The following is a 12,488-nucleotide window of genomic DNA, read 5'->3' on the forward strand; positions in this document are numbered from 1 at the left end:
TCTTGATCTGAAACTATGAAACTATAGTACTTGTAATACAAAGCCTACGCAGCAAAGTATGGGAATGGATTAACAGGAAAATCTTTTCCAGATAAGTATAAAACACTCACATGTATGCCTGAGCTAAGTTGAAAACAATCAAAATGTTATACTATCTAAACCTAAACTACTGCCAGAAACTATAATCCGGCTGAGACAGCAGGTAGAAAGTATAGGTGGTTACGAAGCCGAATACGATATGTGCAAAAATAATTGTGAGCAGGTAGGTCTTAAGCATTATAATAGGTGGCTTAGGATGCACCAGGAAAAAAGAATACCAGATCAACATGGCGGCAATACCGTGTGCAAACCCCAGTAAAATACTCCAGGAAGCTGTTATCATGCCAACACCTGAATCCCATAATGCAAGGTAGATTATGGCAAAGAAAACGCCCATGGCATAATGAGCAATGGTGCCTACAACTTTGGTACTGGTAGCATCAGAAAGTCCGCCGTCTGGTTGCGTCCGGAATAACAGCATGGTACCCAATGTCTTTACTACCTTCATAACACGGTGCGTAATATAAGATAGCAGGTAAAGAAAAGCTGTCATGGCGGCAGTGCCGGCCAGTCCTGCAATAATAGCGTCCAGCGTCTTCATAGTTTTGTCAGTTTCGGTTTTATACGGATAGAAGTAACTGATTGTAAACTATCTTACCACTAAATCCAGAATAAAGCCAAATCAGCAGTTAAACATCATTTATAATTTATTCCTGAAGCATATCAATCAGACTGCTATGTAGTGCAATTTGATGGCCTTAGCGTATGAGTTTGTTTTCAAGACCAGCTGATATTATGTAATGTACAATTCTGCGATAATGATTAAGATAAAAGCAAGGCTGATACAGAGCGAAGAAGTTTTGTTCATACGCATTGTATTTTCATAGTTTACGGCTTTGGGGTTTTTATGTGCACGCAGCATCCAGTTACCGAAATAGTATAAAATAGGCGTAGTGCATAAAAGAAATACGATGATGTTAATGAATTGCCCGGAAGTAAAGTATAGATACAACAAAAGGCCGGTGCCAATAACAAGGCTAAGGGCAGCAAATAAAAATGTTCCCTGCACACCCAGTAGTAAACTAAGCGTTTTATCGCCTCGGCGGCTGTCTTCGTGGTGTTGGTAAATTTGGGTAAGCGGGTAGGAGCCGCACAGAAAAAGGGTACTAACCAGTGCAAACCACAAATTCGGAAACTGAAGTATATCGTGCAATCCAAAGCCGGCACCAACCTGCACCATCATATACGTAAACGCTCCCTGGAAAACAGTAACTATAATGGTGCTAAGTATAGGATATTTCTTCAGGCGAATTCCTTTGCAACTATAAGCTTTGGATACCAGCAGGTATACTGCAACCATGCAGGCAAATAGCGCAGAAAGCAGTAAAGCTATAGTTACAGAAAGTACATCAAAAAGCAGCACCAGCTGGTAAAGCTCAGGAGTAACTTTGGGGGGCTTTTTTAAGCCGCCTATACTTTCTTCGTCGCGGTCGTGGTAGGAGTTATAGCCGTTACTTGCCGGGTAAACCAGCAAATGCAAAACTATAAAAACCAAAACAGCGCGCCATACTTCGTAACCGGAAACAGTGCTCAGGGCAAACCAGAAAATCGGCATCAGGTATACTGAGAAGGGGATGCGCAGCAACACCAGTGCAGATTTATACTTTGCTAAACCTGTTGCTGTAGTATCGGTTTGGTGTATTGCCTTCATCTTTTTGCCTCCTCCGGATATCCGATCAGGTAAATAACGTGTTTGCCAGGGCGGTTTCCTGCTTTGCCAGCACGCCAGGTATAACTAGGTGCGTTTACCTTTTGCGCCATTTGCTGCAGCATCTGCGGCGTATAAATTCGCAGCAACGATACCACACCATCCCAAAGTATACCTATCGGAATTAGTGGAATAAGGTAAGTGAAGAAAAGTCTGCTCAGTTTAAAAGGCCGGATAAAAGGCGTAACCACAAGTATGATTACCGGAAAGGTGAGCACGAAAAGGATGAGTTCGAACCAGCTTTTGCTTGCCCCTTCAAAAATGCCAATGGCTGCCCGCTTATCTGCTGCATCCTGAAGTATAGCCTGCGCCTGCTTCGGGCAAAAGTGGTGAAAAGATGAGAAGATAGTGCGCACACCAGTTATACTTTCCGGAACGTTGGTGGCATCAACAGGCTGTGCTATAAACTTAAGCGCACCCTCAGATTGCTCCTGCAAATATTTATAAGCGGAAATGTTAGGGTAAAGATCAGTGAGTGTAACCTGCACAGGAGTTCCTGAGCGCTGGCTCAGATCCTGCTGTATACCGGCTATGCCGCCGCCTGCACCCGAGCATAAATCGGTAATGTGGCGCTGGTTGGTTTTAAAAAGTAATTCTTCCAGCAAAGGAATAGCAGCTTCGTAGGCCTTGAGCTTCGATATCATGAACCGCAGAAAATCGAGCATGCCCTGCCGGATAATATGCGGAAACCAGGCTTGGTCTTCCAGTTCGAATAGTTGCAGGCGTATGTTCACAGTAAGCGGTGGTTTAGCTGTAACACCGCTTACTGTGCTGCTACCAGAAAGGTTGCTATGGTAGCTTAGAGCCGCGTTGCGCCATCCACGGGTGCAGCTCCATAATAAGTTTACCGGCTTTAACGGCCGGGTCAGCTTCGGTAAGGGCTTTGGCTTCTTCTAAAGAGGCTACATCAAAAATAAAAATGCCGCGCATTTCGGTGTTATCCAGAAATGGGCCTGCGATAACCAGTTTTCCATCTTTCGCCATTTTCTGGATATGTGCCATGTGAGCTGCCTGAATGCGATTTATTTCGGCGGTATCGGTAGGTTGGTAAGGGCCGCGTTTCAGAAAAGTCATGTAGTACGTTTTCATTTTACTCATGTCCACGTCGTCGCTTTTCGGGATGGCCTGTTTTGCCGGGGCAGCAACTTGTTTTTTTGCGGCCGCTTTCTTTTTTGTTTGTGTCTGTGCGCTCACGCTAAAACTGAGTACCAACAGTATAAGTATGGCAGCACTTTGTAATACCTTTTTCATGCAAGTATAAAATTTAGTTTTCTGATAAATAAAACGAGCATCTAAAGTATACCAGCTTCGCCAATACTTAAACTAAATCCATCGCCGGTGTTGCTGAAAAGCTGCCAGTAAAGTTCCTGTTCTTTTGTGGTGTCAGGAGTAACTATAAGTTTGGCACCATATTCAAAATAAAGTATAAACCCGTTGTTATCTGTTGTTTCCAGGCGTTGCGGCGACATGGTGCCGCCAGCATTTATAAGTTCCTGTAAGCGCTGGTCGCGCAGGTTAGCACCCGGAACTTTCCAGTCGAATTTAAGAGATGGCATTCCGGCTTCGCGTTTGCGCATAAATACTTCGCTGTGCTTTATGCTATCGCCATTGGGTAACACCAGTTGCCACGGGCAATTTACAGCCAGGGTATAAGTACCCACATCCAGTATAAGGCCTTGCGGGGTAGTATAATGGGCACGCCCGAAATGAAAATATTGTACCGTTTCGTTGCGTGTGGTTTTAGTAAGGGGCAGGTCCAGAATTTTTTCCAAACCTTGCTGCAGTTGCTCTTGCATAATAAATGTGTGTTTCAGCAGCGGCAAATATAGGCAGGTGCCGGCAAAGTATAGCTGTTAACTGGTGATGTTCACGAAGTTTTATGTTCTAACAATCATGTATGTTGTGCACAAACGGTATATTTGCAGAATATTTGAAAGAACCGTTTATAGAAATTTCAGAGGGCTGAAGCCCCTTGTTTTAAATAAGATGCCCCAAGAGCAAGAGATAGTAGAAAAGCCGAAAAATAAATCGTGGTACATTAAAATGGTAAGCTTTATCTGGAAAATGTTTTTCCTGGGCTCTGCTGCTATAGTTCTGTACCTGTTATGCGTAGAATTTAACATATTTTACCTATTTGGCTCCTCCCCAAGCCTCGACAGGTTGGAGAATCCCCGAAGCGAACTGGCTTCCGAACTTTATACTTCCGACGGGCAACTGATAGGTAAATATTTCAGCGAAAACCGAAGCCCGGTTAAATATAACCAGCTTTCGCCTATACTTGTAAAAGCACTAATTGCTACGGAAGATGTTCGTTTTTATGAGCATTCCGGCATAGACCCCGAAGCCTTGTTTTCTGCCTTTTACGATAACCTGCGCGGGCAGGGCCGTGGCGGAAGTACCATAACGCAACAGCTTGCCAAGAACCTTTACAAAACCCGCACCGACGATTCTAAAGGTGTTTTGGGGCATATTCCGGGTGTAAATATTGTAATTTCTAAAACAAAGGAGTGGCTTACGGCTATTAAACTAGAGCAACGCTATACAAAAGAGGAAATTCTGGCCATGTACCTGAACACGGTAGATTTTGGCTCTAACTCTTTCGGTATAAAAGTGGCATCTAAAACATTCTTTAATGTATTGCCGGCTAACCTGAAAACGGAGCAGGCCGCTGTATTGGTTGGCCTTCTGAAGGCGCCTACATACTATAGCCCCAAGTTCAACCCTGAAAACTCGACGCGCCGGCGTAATACCGTACTGGGCCAGCTGGCCAAGTATAAATACATTTCCAAAGCCGAGGCCGACTCGCTGAGCCAACTACCGCTGGTGCTGGATTATAGTGTTGAAACACATTACGATGGACCGGCCACTTACTTCAGAGGCGCCGTTGCCGATTACCTGAAAGAATGGTGCAAGCAAAACGGGTACGACCTGTACCGCGATGGCCTGAAGATTTATACTACCATAGATTCGCGCATGCAGAAACATGCCGAAGAAGCCATGGAGAAGCACATGCGTAATTTGCAGCGCCGCTTTAACAACCATTGGCAAGGTAAAAACCCGTGGGTAGATGAGCAGGATAAGGAAATTCCGGGCTTTATAGAAGAAACTATAAAAAGGACAGATTATTACCGACAGCTGAAGAAGCGCTTTGGTAACGATAAAGCTGCCATAAACCGTGAGCTGAACAGGCCGCGCGAAATGAAGGTTTTTACCTGGGATAATGACTCGCTGGAGAAAAAAGTAACCATGTCGCCCTTGGATTCGCTGCGTTACTACAAGAAGTTTTTACACGGCGGCATGATGACCATGGACCCATTTACGGGGCACATTAAGGCTTGGGTTGGGGGGATAAACTTTAAGTACTTTAAGTATGACCACGTGAAACAGGCACGCCGCCAGCCGGGTTCTACTTTTAAACCTTTTGTATATGTAGCTGCTATTGATAACGGTTACTCACCTTGTGATAAAATTGTAGATCAGCGTATTACCATAAATTATGTAGAGAACGGGCAGAAGAAATCCTGGTCGCCTACAAACGCCGACTGGCAGTACACAGGCGCTCCTATGACGCTACGCCGTGGCATGGGTAAATCGGTGAACTCGGTAACAGCAAAACTTACAGAGCTTATTGGCTGGGAAACTGTTGTAAAGTATGCGAAGCGTTTAGGTATAAACAGTCCGTTGCAATCGGTTCCTTCTATTGGTTTAGGGCCAAGCGATGTGTCTATTTTTGAAATGGTAGGCGCTTACAGTACCTTCCCTAACCATGGTTTTTATACCAACCCAATGTTTATTACCCGCATCGAAGACCGGAATGGCAACCTGATACAGCAATTTACGCCGCGCCAGAAAAAAGTACTGAGCGAAGAAACAGCTTTCCTGATGATGCACATGCTGAAAGGCGGTATTGAAGAGCCGGGCGGAACATCACAGGCGCTTTGGGAATACGACCTTTGGAGAGGAAATGAGATAGGTGGAAAAACCGGAACAACCTCTAACCACTCTGATGGCTGGTTCATGGGTGTAACCAAAGATCTGGTAACCGGTGTATGGGTTGGTGGCGAAGACCGCAGCATTCACTTCCGGACATCCAGCCTGGGCGAAGGCTCTAAAACGGCCCTGCCAGTATTCGGCCTTTACATGGAAAAGATCTACCAGGATAAATCACTGGGCTATACGATGGGCAGGTTCCCGGGGCCTACTGTCAAGATCAACAAGAAGTATAACTGTACTACTGTATTACCAAGAAAGGTAGTAGTAGATTCTACAGCGTTAGATGCTCAACTGGAGGAGTTAAACTTCGGAGATTCTATTTTTTAGAGTTTGATTGATCAACATATAAAAGAAAAGGGCCAGCTATACTTTAGCTGGCCCTCTTCTTTTATATGTTATACATTAGTGGTTCTTTTCGTAAAAAGAGTCCAGTGCTTCTTCCAGGTAATTATACTCGAATGTAAAGCCGGTTTGCAATACTTTATTAGCACTTACGCGCTGGCTTGCCAATACAACTTCGCTCATTTCGCCCATCATCAGGTTAATGGCAAAAGCCGGTACTTTAGGCAATACCAATGGTTTGTGCATGGCTTCGGCCAACTCTTTGGTAAACTCCGTATTGGTAACAGGGTGCGGGGCTACAGCATTATATACACCTTCCATGTGCGTATCCTCTATCGCTTTAATAAAAAGGCGGCAGGCATCGTCTATGTGTATCCAGGACATGTATTGTTTGCCTGAGCCAAGTGCAGCGCCAGCCATGAGTTTTACAGGGCGGGCAATCTGGGGCAGTGCACCGCCTTTATCGCTAAGTATGATCCCTAACCTGAGTATAACGGTTCGTAACCCAAGTTCCTTTATATTCCAGGCTGCGGCCTCCCAGTCTTTGCAGACATCTGCCAGAAAATCATCAGCCAAAGTGCTTTCTTCGGACATAAGCTGGTCGCCGGAGTTACCGTAAATGCCAATGGCCGAAGCCGAAATAAAGCCTTTTACATGGTGGTTCGATTTCTGGAGGCAGCTGTACAACAGATTAGTGCCATTTACGCGGCTGTTCCGGATTTCCTGCTTACGCTCGTCTGTCCATTTTTCGTCTGCAACGCTGGCGCCTGCCAGGTGCACCACATAATCAGCCCAGCCAATGGCATTGTCGTCAATGTATGGCTGGCGCATATCCCATTTAAAGGATTTGTAGCGCGAGAATTTATCGGGGTTTCTGCTCAGGTGCGCAACCTCGTATCCAAGGTCAATCAGCATCTCAGACAGGCGTGAACCTACGAGGCCAGAGCCCCCTGTAATAAGTATCTTACCAGGCATAGTTAATTAGTAAGCGTATGTGCGTTGTATGAATTGTACCTATACGTTAACAGGCTTATATTCCGTTATTCAAACTGCGTTCTAAACTAATTAAGTAAGTTTTCAGGGGTGTGGTGGTAGCGTAGGTTATTTACGAATGTGGTGCAGGAACTCGTTGCGATACTGGTCTTGCTGAAATAAGCCGGAGTATTCTGCCGTAATGGTGCTGCTGCTTACATCGTTTACGCCGCGGCTCATTACGCACAGGTGGTCAGCTTCTATCAGTACAGCCACGTTTTCTGTTTTCAGGGCTTCTTTCAGCTCGTTGGCAATCTGCATGGTCATGCGCTCCTGCACCTGCGGGCGGCGGGCGTAATACTGCACAATGCGGTTTAGCTTCGAGAGGCCTATCACACTTTCGTTTGGCATATACGCCACGTGTGCTTTTCCGATAATAGGTACAAAGTGATGCTCGCAGGAAGAGTAGATGGTAATATCGCGCTCAACCAGCATGTGGTTATACTTGTACTTGTTTTCGAAACGGCGGATTACGGGCTTGTTATCCGGGTGCAGCCCGTGAAAGATTTCCTTTACATACATTTTAGCCACACGGCGCGGTGTGCCCTTCAGGCTATCGTCTGTCAGGTCAAGGCCCAGTGTATGCATGATCTTGTGGAAGTGTCCTTCTATAAGATCGATTTTTTCATCATCCGACAAGTCAAAAGCGTCAGGCCGAAGGGGTGTTTCCAATGAACCCATCACGTGGTCATCCATGGTCTCATCCTCGTGCTCCAGGTCCGGGTTATCCATTATATTCAACAAAGTTTCTTTCAGTTTCATAAAGCGTTACAGCCAACTCATATTCTTTATCGATCTTCTTTCTCAGAATTTCCCATATTACAACAGCAATATTTTCTGCCGTAGGGTTCAGAGAGGTAAACTCTACAGTATCCAGGTTCAGGTTTTTATGGTCGAAACGGTTCAGAATCTCTATTTTTAAAAGATCGCTAAGCTTTTTCATGTCATAAACATATCCTGTTTCAGGATCAACAGTGCCAGTCAGTTTCACGATAAGGTCGTAGTTATGGCCATGGAAATTGGGGTTATTGCAACTTCCGAACACAGCCTTGTTCTGCTCATCGCTCCAGGAAGGGTTGTGTAGCCTGTGGGCAACATTAAAATGCTCTTTCCGGCAAACAGTTACTTTCATAGTTTCTTTAACAACCTGGTTCCGACTAATGTTTGATCAAATTCTAAAACGGTAAGAACTGTAACAGTATAAGTTTGCAAAGTTAGTGTAGTAGGCACGAAAGGCAAACCTATTTTTTGCTAAATAAATGCTGGTAACCAAACTGTATCTCAGCTAGAATAGCTATTTTCGTATATAAATTTTTAGCCAAATTATATTATACGGAAATGAGAGGAATTTTACTCGGATTGCTTTTGATGGTGGCCGCCATTTGCCAGGCCCAATCGGTAGAGGTAGAGGAGCGGGAGCAGTTAGTAAATGGCATTACACGCCGCGGGCAGCAGCTTACAGTGCAGCTCGATCCCAAATTTGTGGAGAAGTACTGGAAAGAATTCCTGACTCAGAAAGCAGGCAAATCAAAGTATAGCAAAGGAGTTTATACTTTAGAAGGAGCCGTAATTGATACTATATCCAGCCAACCGATGCGGATTATTTCTACAGTTGGCAGCGGCGCCACCGGAAGTTATGTTTGGTGGTCGTTGGATATGGGAGTGGCTTATGTGGATAAGAAAGCATCACCGAAAGAGTATGCTGCGGCAGAAGGCCTTTTGCGCAGCTTTGCCCGCAAACTTTACCGCGAAGATGTGTTGCGCCAGATTAACGAAGCTGAGAATGTGCTACGCGATACAAAAGCTGAACAAGAGCGTGTTGTACGCCAGGCCAATGATTTGCAGGGAGGTATAGAGCGTAATAAAAAACGCAAACAAGACCTGGAAGCTGAACTGGTACGCAATGCCGAAGGTCTGAAACAGCTACAGGTAGGTGTGGAGAATAACCTGAAACAGCAGGAGGCCAGCCGCAAGCAGGTGCAGGAAATGGAAAAAGCTGTTGAGGCTGTTCGTGCCAAGCTGCAAACTATAAAATAAAGCTAATCTAAGTATAAAAAGAAGGCCGGCAATCCCTACGATTGCCGGCCTTCTTTTTATACTTTACAATTTCATCCAGCGCTGAATTTCTTTCTCCGCAAACTTCTCATCTTTCCAGCCCACAAATTTTGTATGCGCAGTAGGTGTGTTATGCACAAACCATTGTTTTAAAATTTCTTTGGCTGCCGGGTACTGCGTGCTTAATGTATAAAAATCGGTAGCGGCAATTGTCTGGTCTTTTGGCCGGGCAGGTACGGCTATAATTTTATGGTCCAGGTCGCCGGCTGTTTCGAGTTGCAGTACAGCAATTGGTATAACTTCCATTACAGTGCCTTGTGCAGCACTTTCAGACAGTACCAGTATCTCCAGTGGTTTTCCGGCGCGGTTGGTTTCTGTGGATGGTATAAACCCAAAGTTGCCAGGGTAGGAAAGGAAGCCGATTACCCGGTTCTGGCCTGCTTCTTTATCGGTTACAAACTCCTTTGTTTCGCGGTTATACTTAAGTTTAAGGTTGGTGCCTGCAGGTGTTTCTATTACTGCCTGCAACTGCTTGCTGGGGGTGTAGGTTGGCAGCGTCGAGTAATCTGTTTTGCAAGCGGCAAGTGCCATTAAAAGCAGCAAAGGCAAAAGCCGTAAAGTATAGGTTTTCATGCGGAAGTATAAATAGGTGCTTGCGCAAATATACTAAGTATGCGCTTTTGCGGCCACATACTTTGAAAGCATAAAAGGGAGCCGCTTTAACAGCAGCTCCCTTTTATAAACTATGGAAAATTTATGAAAACAGGTATTTTTATCTTCTTTCCTTAATTCTTGCAGCCTTACCTTGTAAACCTCTCAGGTAGTAAAGTCTTGCTCTTCTTACTCTACCTTTTCTCACAAGCTCGATTTTCTCGATTGATGGAGAAAGAAGTGGGAAGATACGCTCTAAGCCGATTTGGTTAGATACTTTTCTTACAGTGAAAGTTTCACCGTTTGTATTTACGTTTTTACGCTGAATCACAACGCCTTGGAACTGCTGGATACGCTCTTTGTTACCCTCACGGATTTTCACGTGAATGTTGATAGTATCACCTGCCTGGAAAGTAGGGAAAGAGGTACGCTTGTCAGTAGATTCCTGTTCGATTAGTTTTAATAGTTCGCTCATCGCTATGTTCTTAAAGTATCTTCTTCAAAATTCGGACTGCAAAGTTAGATAATTATTTCTTACTTAGGAAGATTTGTTTGAAAAAAATATCAATTTCTGAAACTTTATTTTAGTAGCCCTTCAGAGGCTTATTTTTGAAGTAAAAATTACTCTTCCAGTAAGTCCGGGCGGCGCTGTTTCGTGCGGGCTACTGCCTGCTCAAAGCGCCATTGTTCTATCTTTGGCCCATCACCTGATAACAGGATTTCCGGTACTTCCATGCCTTTATACTCAGCGGGGCGGGTATAAACCGGCGGAGCCAGCAAACCATCCTGGAAAGAATCTGTAAGAGCCGAAGACTCATCGTTAAGTACTCCCGGAATGATCCGGATAATGGCATCAGCCAGTACAGCTGCACCTAACTCGCCGCCAGACAATACATAATCCCCGATGCTGATCTCGTGCGTTACAAAATGCTGGCGAACGCGCTCATCTACGCCTTTATAATGGCCGCAAAGTATAATAACATTGTTAAGCAGCGAGAACTGGTTGGCTATTTTCTGGTTAAGGGTCTGGCCATCCGGTGTCATGTAAATAATGGCATCATACTTTCGTTGTGCCTGCAGCTCAGATATGCACTTGTCGATAGGTTCGATCATCATTACCATACCTGCACCGCCGCCAAAAGCATAATCATCGATCTGGCCATGCTTGTTTATTGCATATTTGCGCAGGTCGTGGATGTGTACCTCAACAAGATTTTTGTTTTGTGCTCTTTTAAGTATAGAGTGGCTAAAAGGGCTTTCTAACAGGTCTGGCTGGCAGCTTATAATATCAAAGCGCATTGTTATTTTTTCTCCTCGTCCTGGTCGTCGGCTTCTTCGGGGGCAGTAGGTTGGGTATATACTTCCAGCAGGCCTTCAGGCAACTGCACGTGCAGCACTTTTGCTTCGTGGTCGGCACGCAGTAATATCTCATCAATAACCGGTATCAGCATCTCCTGGCCCATGTATTCCATGGCCATCAGCTGCTGTTGCGGCATATCGTAAAACTCCTTCACGGTACCCAGTTCGCCATGGTTAGCATCCACTACTTTGTAGCCGATTACTTCATGAAAATAAAACTGGTCTTCTTCCAGTTCAGGTAACTCGTTCAGGGGTAAGTATAAAGCAGTGTTACGCAGTTTTTCGGCTTGTTCCATCGTTTTGATATCCTCAAAATGTATGATGAAGCGCCCCTTTTGCTGCGGTTCCATGTCATCAATAAAAAAAGGAATCAGTCTTCCTCCTTGTTCAAGGAAGACTGATTCCAGATCATCATAATCTTCGGGGTAATCTACGTCAAAAAACGCGACTACCTGCCCGCGGGTGCCATGGGTTTTGACGATATATCCTAACTGGAAGCAGTCATCAATATTCATGGCGCCTTTATTTATGCTTGCTCTTCAGTAGATTCAGTTGCTTCGCCTTCAGCCGGAGCTTCAGTAGCCTCAGCAGCAGGTGCGCTGGCAGCAGCTTTCTCAGCTTCACGCTGGCGGATAGCCTCAGCACGAGCTTCTTTTACTTTAGTTTCAGCAGCAAGAGCAGCTTTCTTAGCAGCTTCTTTAGCAGAACCTAAGCTTTCAACTTTACCTGCAATCTTAGCATCTTTCTCTTTCTTCCACTCTTCGAAACGGCTGTCAGCAGTTTCCTGAGAGATAGCACCTTTGATAACACCAATCTGAAGGTGTCTTCTGTAAAGTACGCCTCTGTAAGAAAGCATAGCCTTAACAGTATCAGTAGGCTGTGCACCGTTCATTAACCACTGGAACGCCTTGTTATCATCGAAATCGATAGATGCAGGGTTAGTGTTCGGGTTGTAAGTACCCAGTTTCTCGATAAATTTACCATCACGTGGTGATCGAGCATCAGCTACTACGATATCGTAGATAGCAGCTTTTTTGCGGCCTCTGCGGGCCAGTCTGATTTTAACAGCCATTGTTTATATAAATAGTTAAGTCGGCGGAACCCGTCCGCCATTTTTTAGAACCGCAAAGGTAGTAAAAGTATCCGGATTATTGCAAATATTTCAGGAATCTCTTAAGTGTAGATGTGGTTGAAAATGATGCTGTTAGAGTTAAAGTATAAATGTAATGGAGTAAATGCGATGGGAGGA

Annotated in this window: 15 protein-coding genes; 2 read left to right on the top strand and 13 right to left on the bottom strand. The window is 44.8% G+C overall.

Annotation, left to right across the window (positions count from 1 at the left end; all coding sequences use genetic code 11):
- Positions 1-166: 166 nt before the first annotated feature.
- The 5 genes from LWP20_RS04240 to LWP20_RS04260 all read right to left on the bottom strand — a co-directional run bounded on the left by LWP20_RS04240 (position 167) and on the right by LWP20_RS04260 (position 3,603).
- Positions 167-640, bottom strand: a complete 474-nt coding sequence (locus tag LWP20_RS04240) for a hypothetical protein (protein ID WP_242926862.1) — start codon at positions 638-640, stop codon at positions 167-169.
- A gap of 192 nt (positions 641-832) precedes the next feature.
- Entirely contained in the window at positions 833-1,750 is a 918-nt protein-coding gene (locus tag LWP20_RS04245; protein WP_242926863.1) for a UbiA family prenyltransferase, read from the bottom strand.
- On the bottom strand, positions 1,747-2,541 hold the full coding sequence (locus LWP20_RS04250; protein WP_242926864.1) for a class I SAM-dependent methyltransferase: 795 nt from the start codon (positions 2,539-2,541) through the stop codon (positions 1,747-1,749). Before LWP20_RS04250 ends, LWP20_RS04245 begins: the two co-directional genes overlap by 4 nt.
- A 55-nt stretch (positions 2,542-2,596) precedes the next feature.
- Complete coding sequence (locus LWP20_RS04255) at positions 2,597-3,058, bottom strand: YciI family protein (protein WP_242926865.1); 462 nt, start codon at positions 3,056-3,058, stop codon at positions 2,597-2,599.
- A 41-nt stretch (positions 3,059-3,099) separates the two neighbouring features.
- Positions 3,100-3,603 (bottom strand): hypothetical protein, encoded by a 504-nt coding sequence (locus tag LWP20_RS04260; protein WP_242926866.1) that lies wholly within the window; start codon positions 3,601-3,603, stop codon positions 3,100-3,102.
- A 190-nt stretch (positions 3,604-3,793) separates the two neighbouring features.
- On the opposite strand from LWP20_RS04260, the gene LWP20_RS04265 reads away from it, so the two are divergent.
- Positions 3,794-6,127 (top strand): penicillin-binding protein 1A, encoded by a 2,334-nt coding sequence (locus LWP20_RS04265; RefSeq protein WP_242926867.1) that lies wholly within the window; start codon positions 3,794-3,796, stop codon positions 6,125-6,127.
- A gap of 75 nt (positions 6,128-6,202) precedes the next feature.
- On the opposite strand, the gene LWP20_RS04270 is transcribed toward LWP20_RS04265, so the two are convergent.
- The 3 genes from LWP20_RS04270 to LWP20_RS04280 all read right to left on the bottom strand — a co-directional run bounded on the left by LWP20_RS04270 (position 6,203) and on the right by LWP20_RS04280 (position 8,306).
- A complete protein-coding gene (locus tag LWP20_RS04270; protein WP_242926868.1) occupies positions 6,203-7,117 on the bottom strand; it encodes a TIGR01777 family oxidoreductase in 915 nt (304 codons plus the stop codon).
- A gap of 126 nt (positions 7,118-7,243) precedes the next feature.
- On the bottom strand, positions 7,244-7,936 hold the full coding sequence (gene folE / locus LWP20_RS04275) for a GTP cyclohydrolase I FolE (RefSeq protein ID WP_242926869.1): 693 nt from the start codon (positions 7,934-7,936) through the stop codon (positions 7,244-7,246).
- Positions 7,899-8,306, bottom strand: coding sequence for a 6-pyruvoyl trahydropterin synthase family protein (locus LWP20_RS04280; protein ID WP_242926870.1), 408 nt, complete (start codon positions 8,304-8,306; stop codon positions 7,899-7,901). Before LWP20_RS04280 ends, folE begins: the two co-directional genes overlap by 38 nt.
- Before the next feature lie 206 nt (positions 8,307-8,512).
- On the opposite strand from LWP20_RS04280, the gene LWP20_RS04285 reads away from it, so the two are divergent.
- Entirely contained in the window at positions 8,513-9,211 is a 699-nt protein-coding gene (locus LWP20_RS04285; RefSeq protein ID WP_242926871.1) for a DNA repair ATPase, read from the top strand.
- Positions 9,212-9,274: 63 nt separating this feature from the next.
- Here the strand turns inward: LWP20_RS04285 and LWP20_RS04290 are convergent, their stop codons facing one another.
- From LWP20_RS04290 to LWP20_RS04310, 5 genes are all read right to left on the bottom strand, one after another.
- Positions 9,275-9,862 carry an inorganic diphosphatase gene (locus tag LWP20_RS04290; RefSeq protein WP_242926872.1) on the bottom strand — a complete coding sequence of 196 codons (588 nt, stop codon included), beginning with the start codon at positions 9,860-9,862 and terminating at the stop codon, positions 9,275-9,277.
- Between the two features lie 139 nt (positions 9,863-10,001).
- Entirely contained in the window at positions 10,002-10,355 is a 354-nt protein-coding gene (gene rplS, locus LWP20_RS04295) for a 50S ribosomal protein L19 (RefSeq protein ID WP_242926873.1), read from the bottom strand.
- Positions 10,356-10,501: 146 nt separating this feature from the next.
- Positions 10,502-11,179: a tRNA (guanosine(37)-N1)-methyltransferase TrmD gene (gene trmD / locus LWP20_RS04300; RefSeq protein WP_242926874.1), complete on the bottom strand. Its 678-nt coding sequence runs from the start codon at positions 11,177-11,179 to the stop codon at positions 10,502-10,504.
- Between the two features lie 2 nt (positions 11,180-11,181).
- Entirely contained in the window at positions 11,182-11,754 is a 573-nt protein-coding gene (rimM, locus tag LWP20_RS04305) for a ribosome maturation factor RimM (protein WP_242926875.1), read from the bottom strand.
- A gap of 11 nt (positions 11,755-11,765) precedes the next feature.
- Positions 11,766-12,311, bottom strand: a complete 546-nt coding sequence (locus tag LWP20_RS04310) for a 30S ribosomal protein S16 (RefSeq protein WP_242926876.1) — start codon at positions 12,309-12,311, stop codon at positions 11,766-11,768.
- Positions 12,312-12,488 lie beyond the last annotated feature (177 nt).

It is taken from the genome of Pontibacter vulgaris, assembly GCF_022758145.1.
Taxonomy (GTDB): Bacteria; Bacteroidota; Bacteroidia; order Cytophagales; family Hymenobacteraceae; genus Pontibacter; species Pontibacter vulgaris.

Coding starts and splice junctions, on each gene's coding strand:
- LWP20_RS04260 (WP_242926866.1), bottom strand. CDS start 3,603: ATGCAAGAGCAACTGCAGCAAGGTTTGGAAAAAATTCTGGACCTGCCC.
- trmD (WP_242926874.1), bottom strand. CDS start 11,179: ATGCGCTTTGATATTATAAGCTGCCAGCCAGACCTGTTAGAAAGCCCT.
- LWP20_RS04240 (WP_242926862.1), bottom strand. CDS start 640: ATGAAGACGCTGGACGCTATTATTGCAGGACTGGCCGGCACTGCCGCC.
- rplS (WP_242926873.1), bottom strand. CDS start 10,355: ATGAGCGAACTATTAAAACTAATCGAACAGGAATCTACTGACAAGCGT.
- LWP20_RS04280 (WP_242926870.1), bottom strand. CDS start 8,306: ATGAAAGTAACTGTTTGCCGGAAAGAGCATTTTAATGTTGCCCACAGG.
- rimM (WP_242926875.1), bottom strand. CDS start 11,754: ATGAATATTGATGACTGCTTCCAGTTAGGATATATCGTCAAAACCCAT.
- LWP20_RS04270 (WP_242926868.1), bottom strand. CDS start 7,117: ATGCCTGGTAAGATACTTATTACAGGGGGCTCTGGCCTCGTAGGTTCA.
- LWP20_RS04290 (WP_242926872.1), bottom strand. CDS start 9,862: ATGAAAACCTATACTTTACGGCTTTTGCCTTTGCTGCTTTTAATGGCA.
- LWP20_RS04255 (WP_242926865.1), bottom strand. CDS start 3,058: ATGAAAAAGGTATTACAAAGTGCTGCCATACTTATACTGTTGGTACTC.
- LWP20_RS04265 (WP_242926867.1), top strand. CDS start 3,794: ATGCCCCAAGAGCAAGAGATAGTAGAAAAGCCGAAAAATAAATCGTGG.
- LWP20_RS04285 (WP_242926871.1), top strand. CDS start 8,513: ATGAGAGGAATTTTACTCGGATTGCTTTTGATGGTGGCCGCCATTTGC.
- folE (WP_242926869.1), bottom strand. CDS start 7,936: ATGAAACTGAAAGAAACTTTGTTGAATATAATGGATAACCCGGACCTG.
- LWP20_RS04310 (WP_242926876.1), bottom strand. CDS start 12,311: ATGGCTGTTAAAATCAGACTGGCCCGCAGAGGCCGCAAAAAAGCTGCT.
- LWP20_RS04245 (WP_242926863.1), bottom strand. CDS start 1,750: ATGAAGGCAATACACCAAACCGATACTACAGCAACAGGTTTAGCAAAG.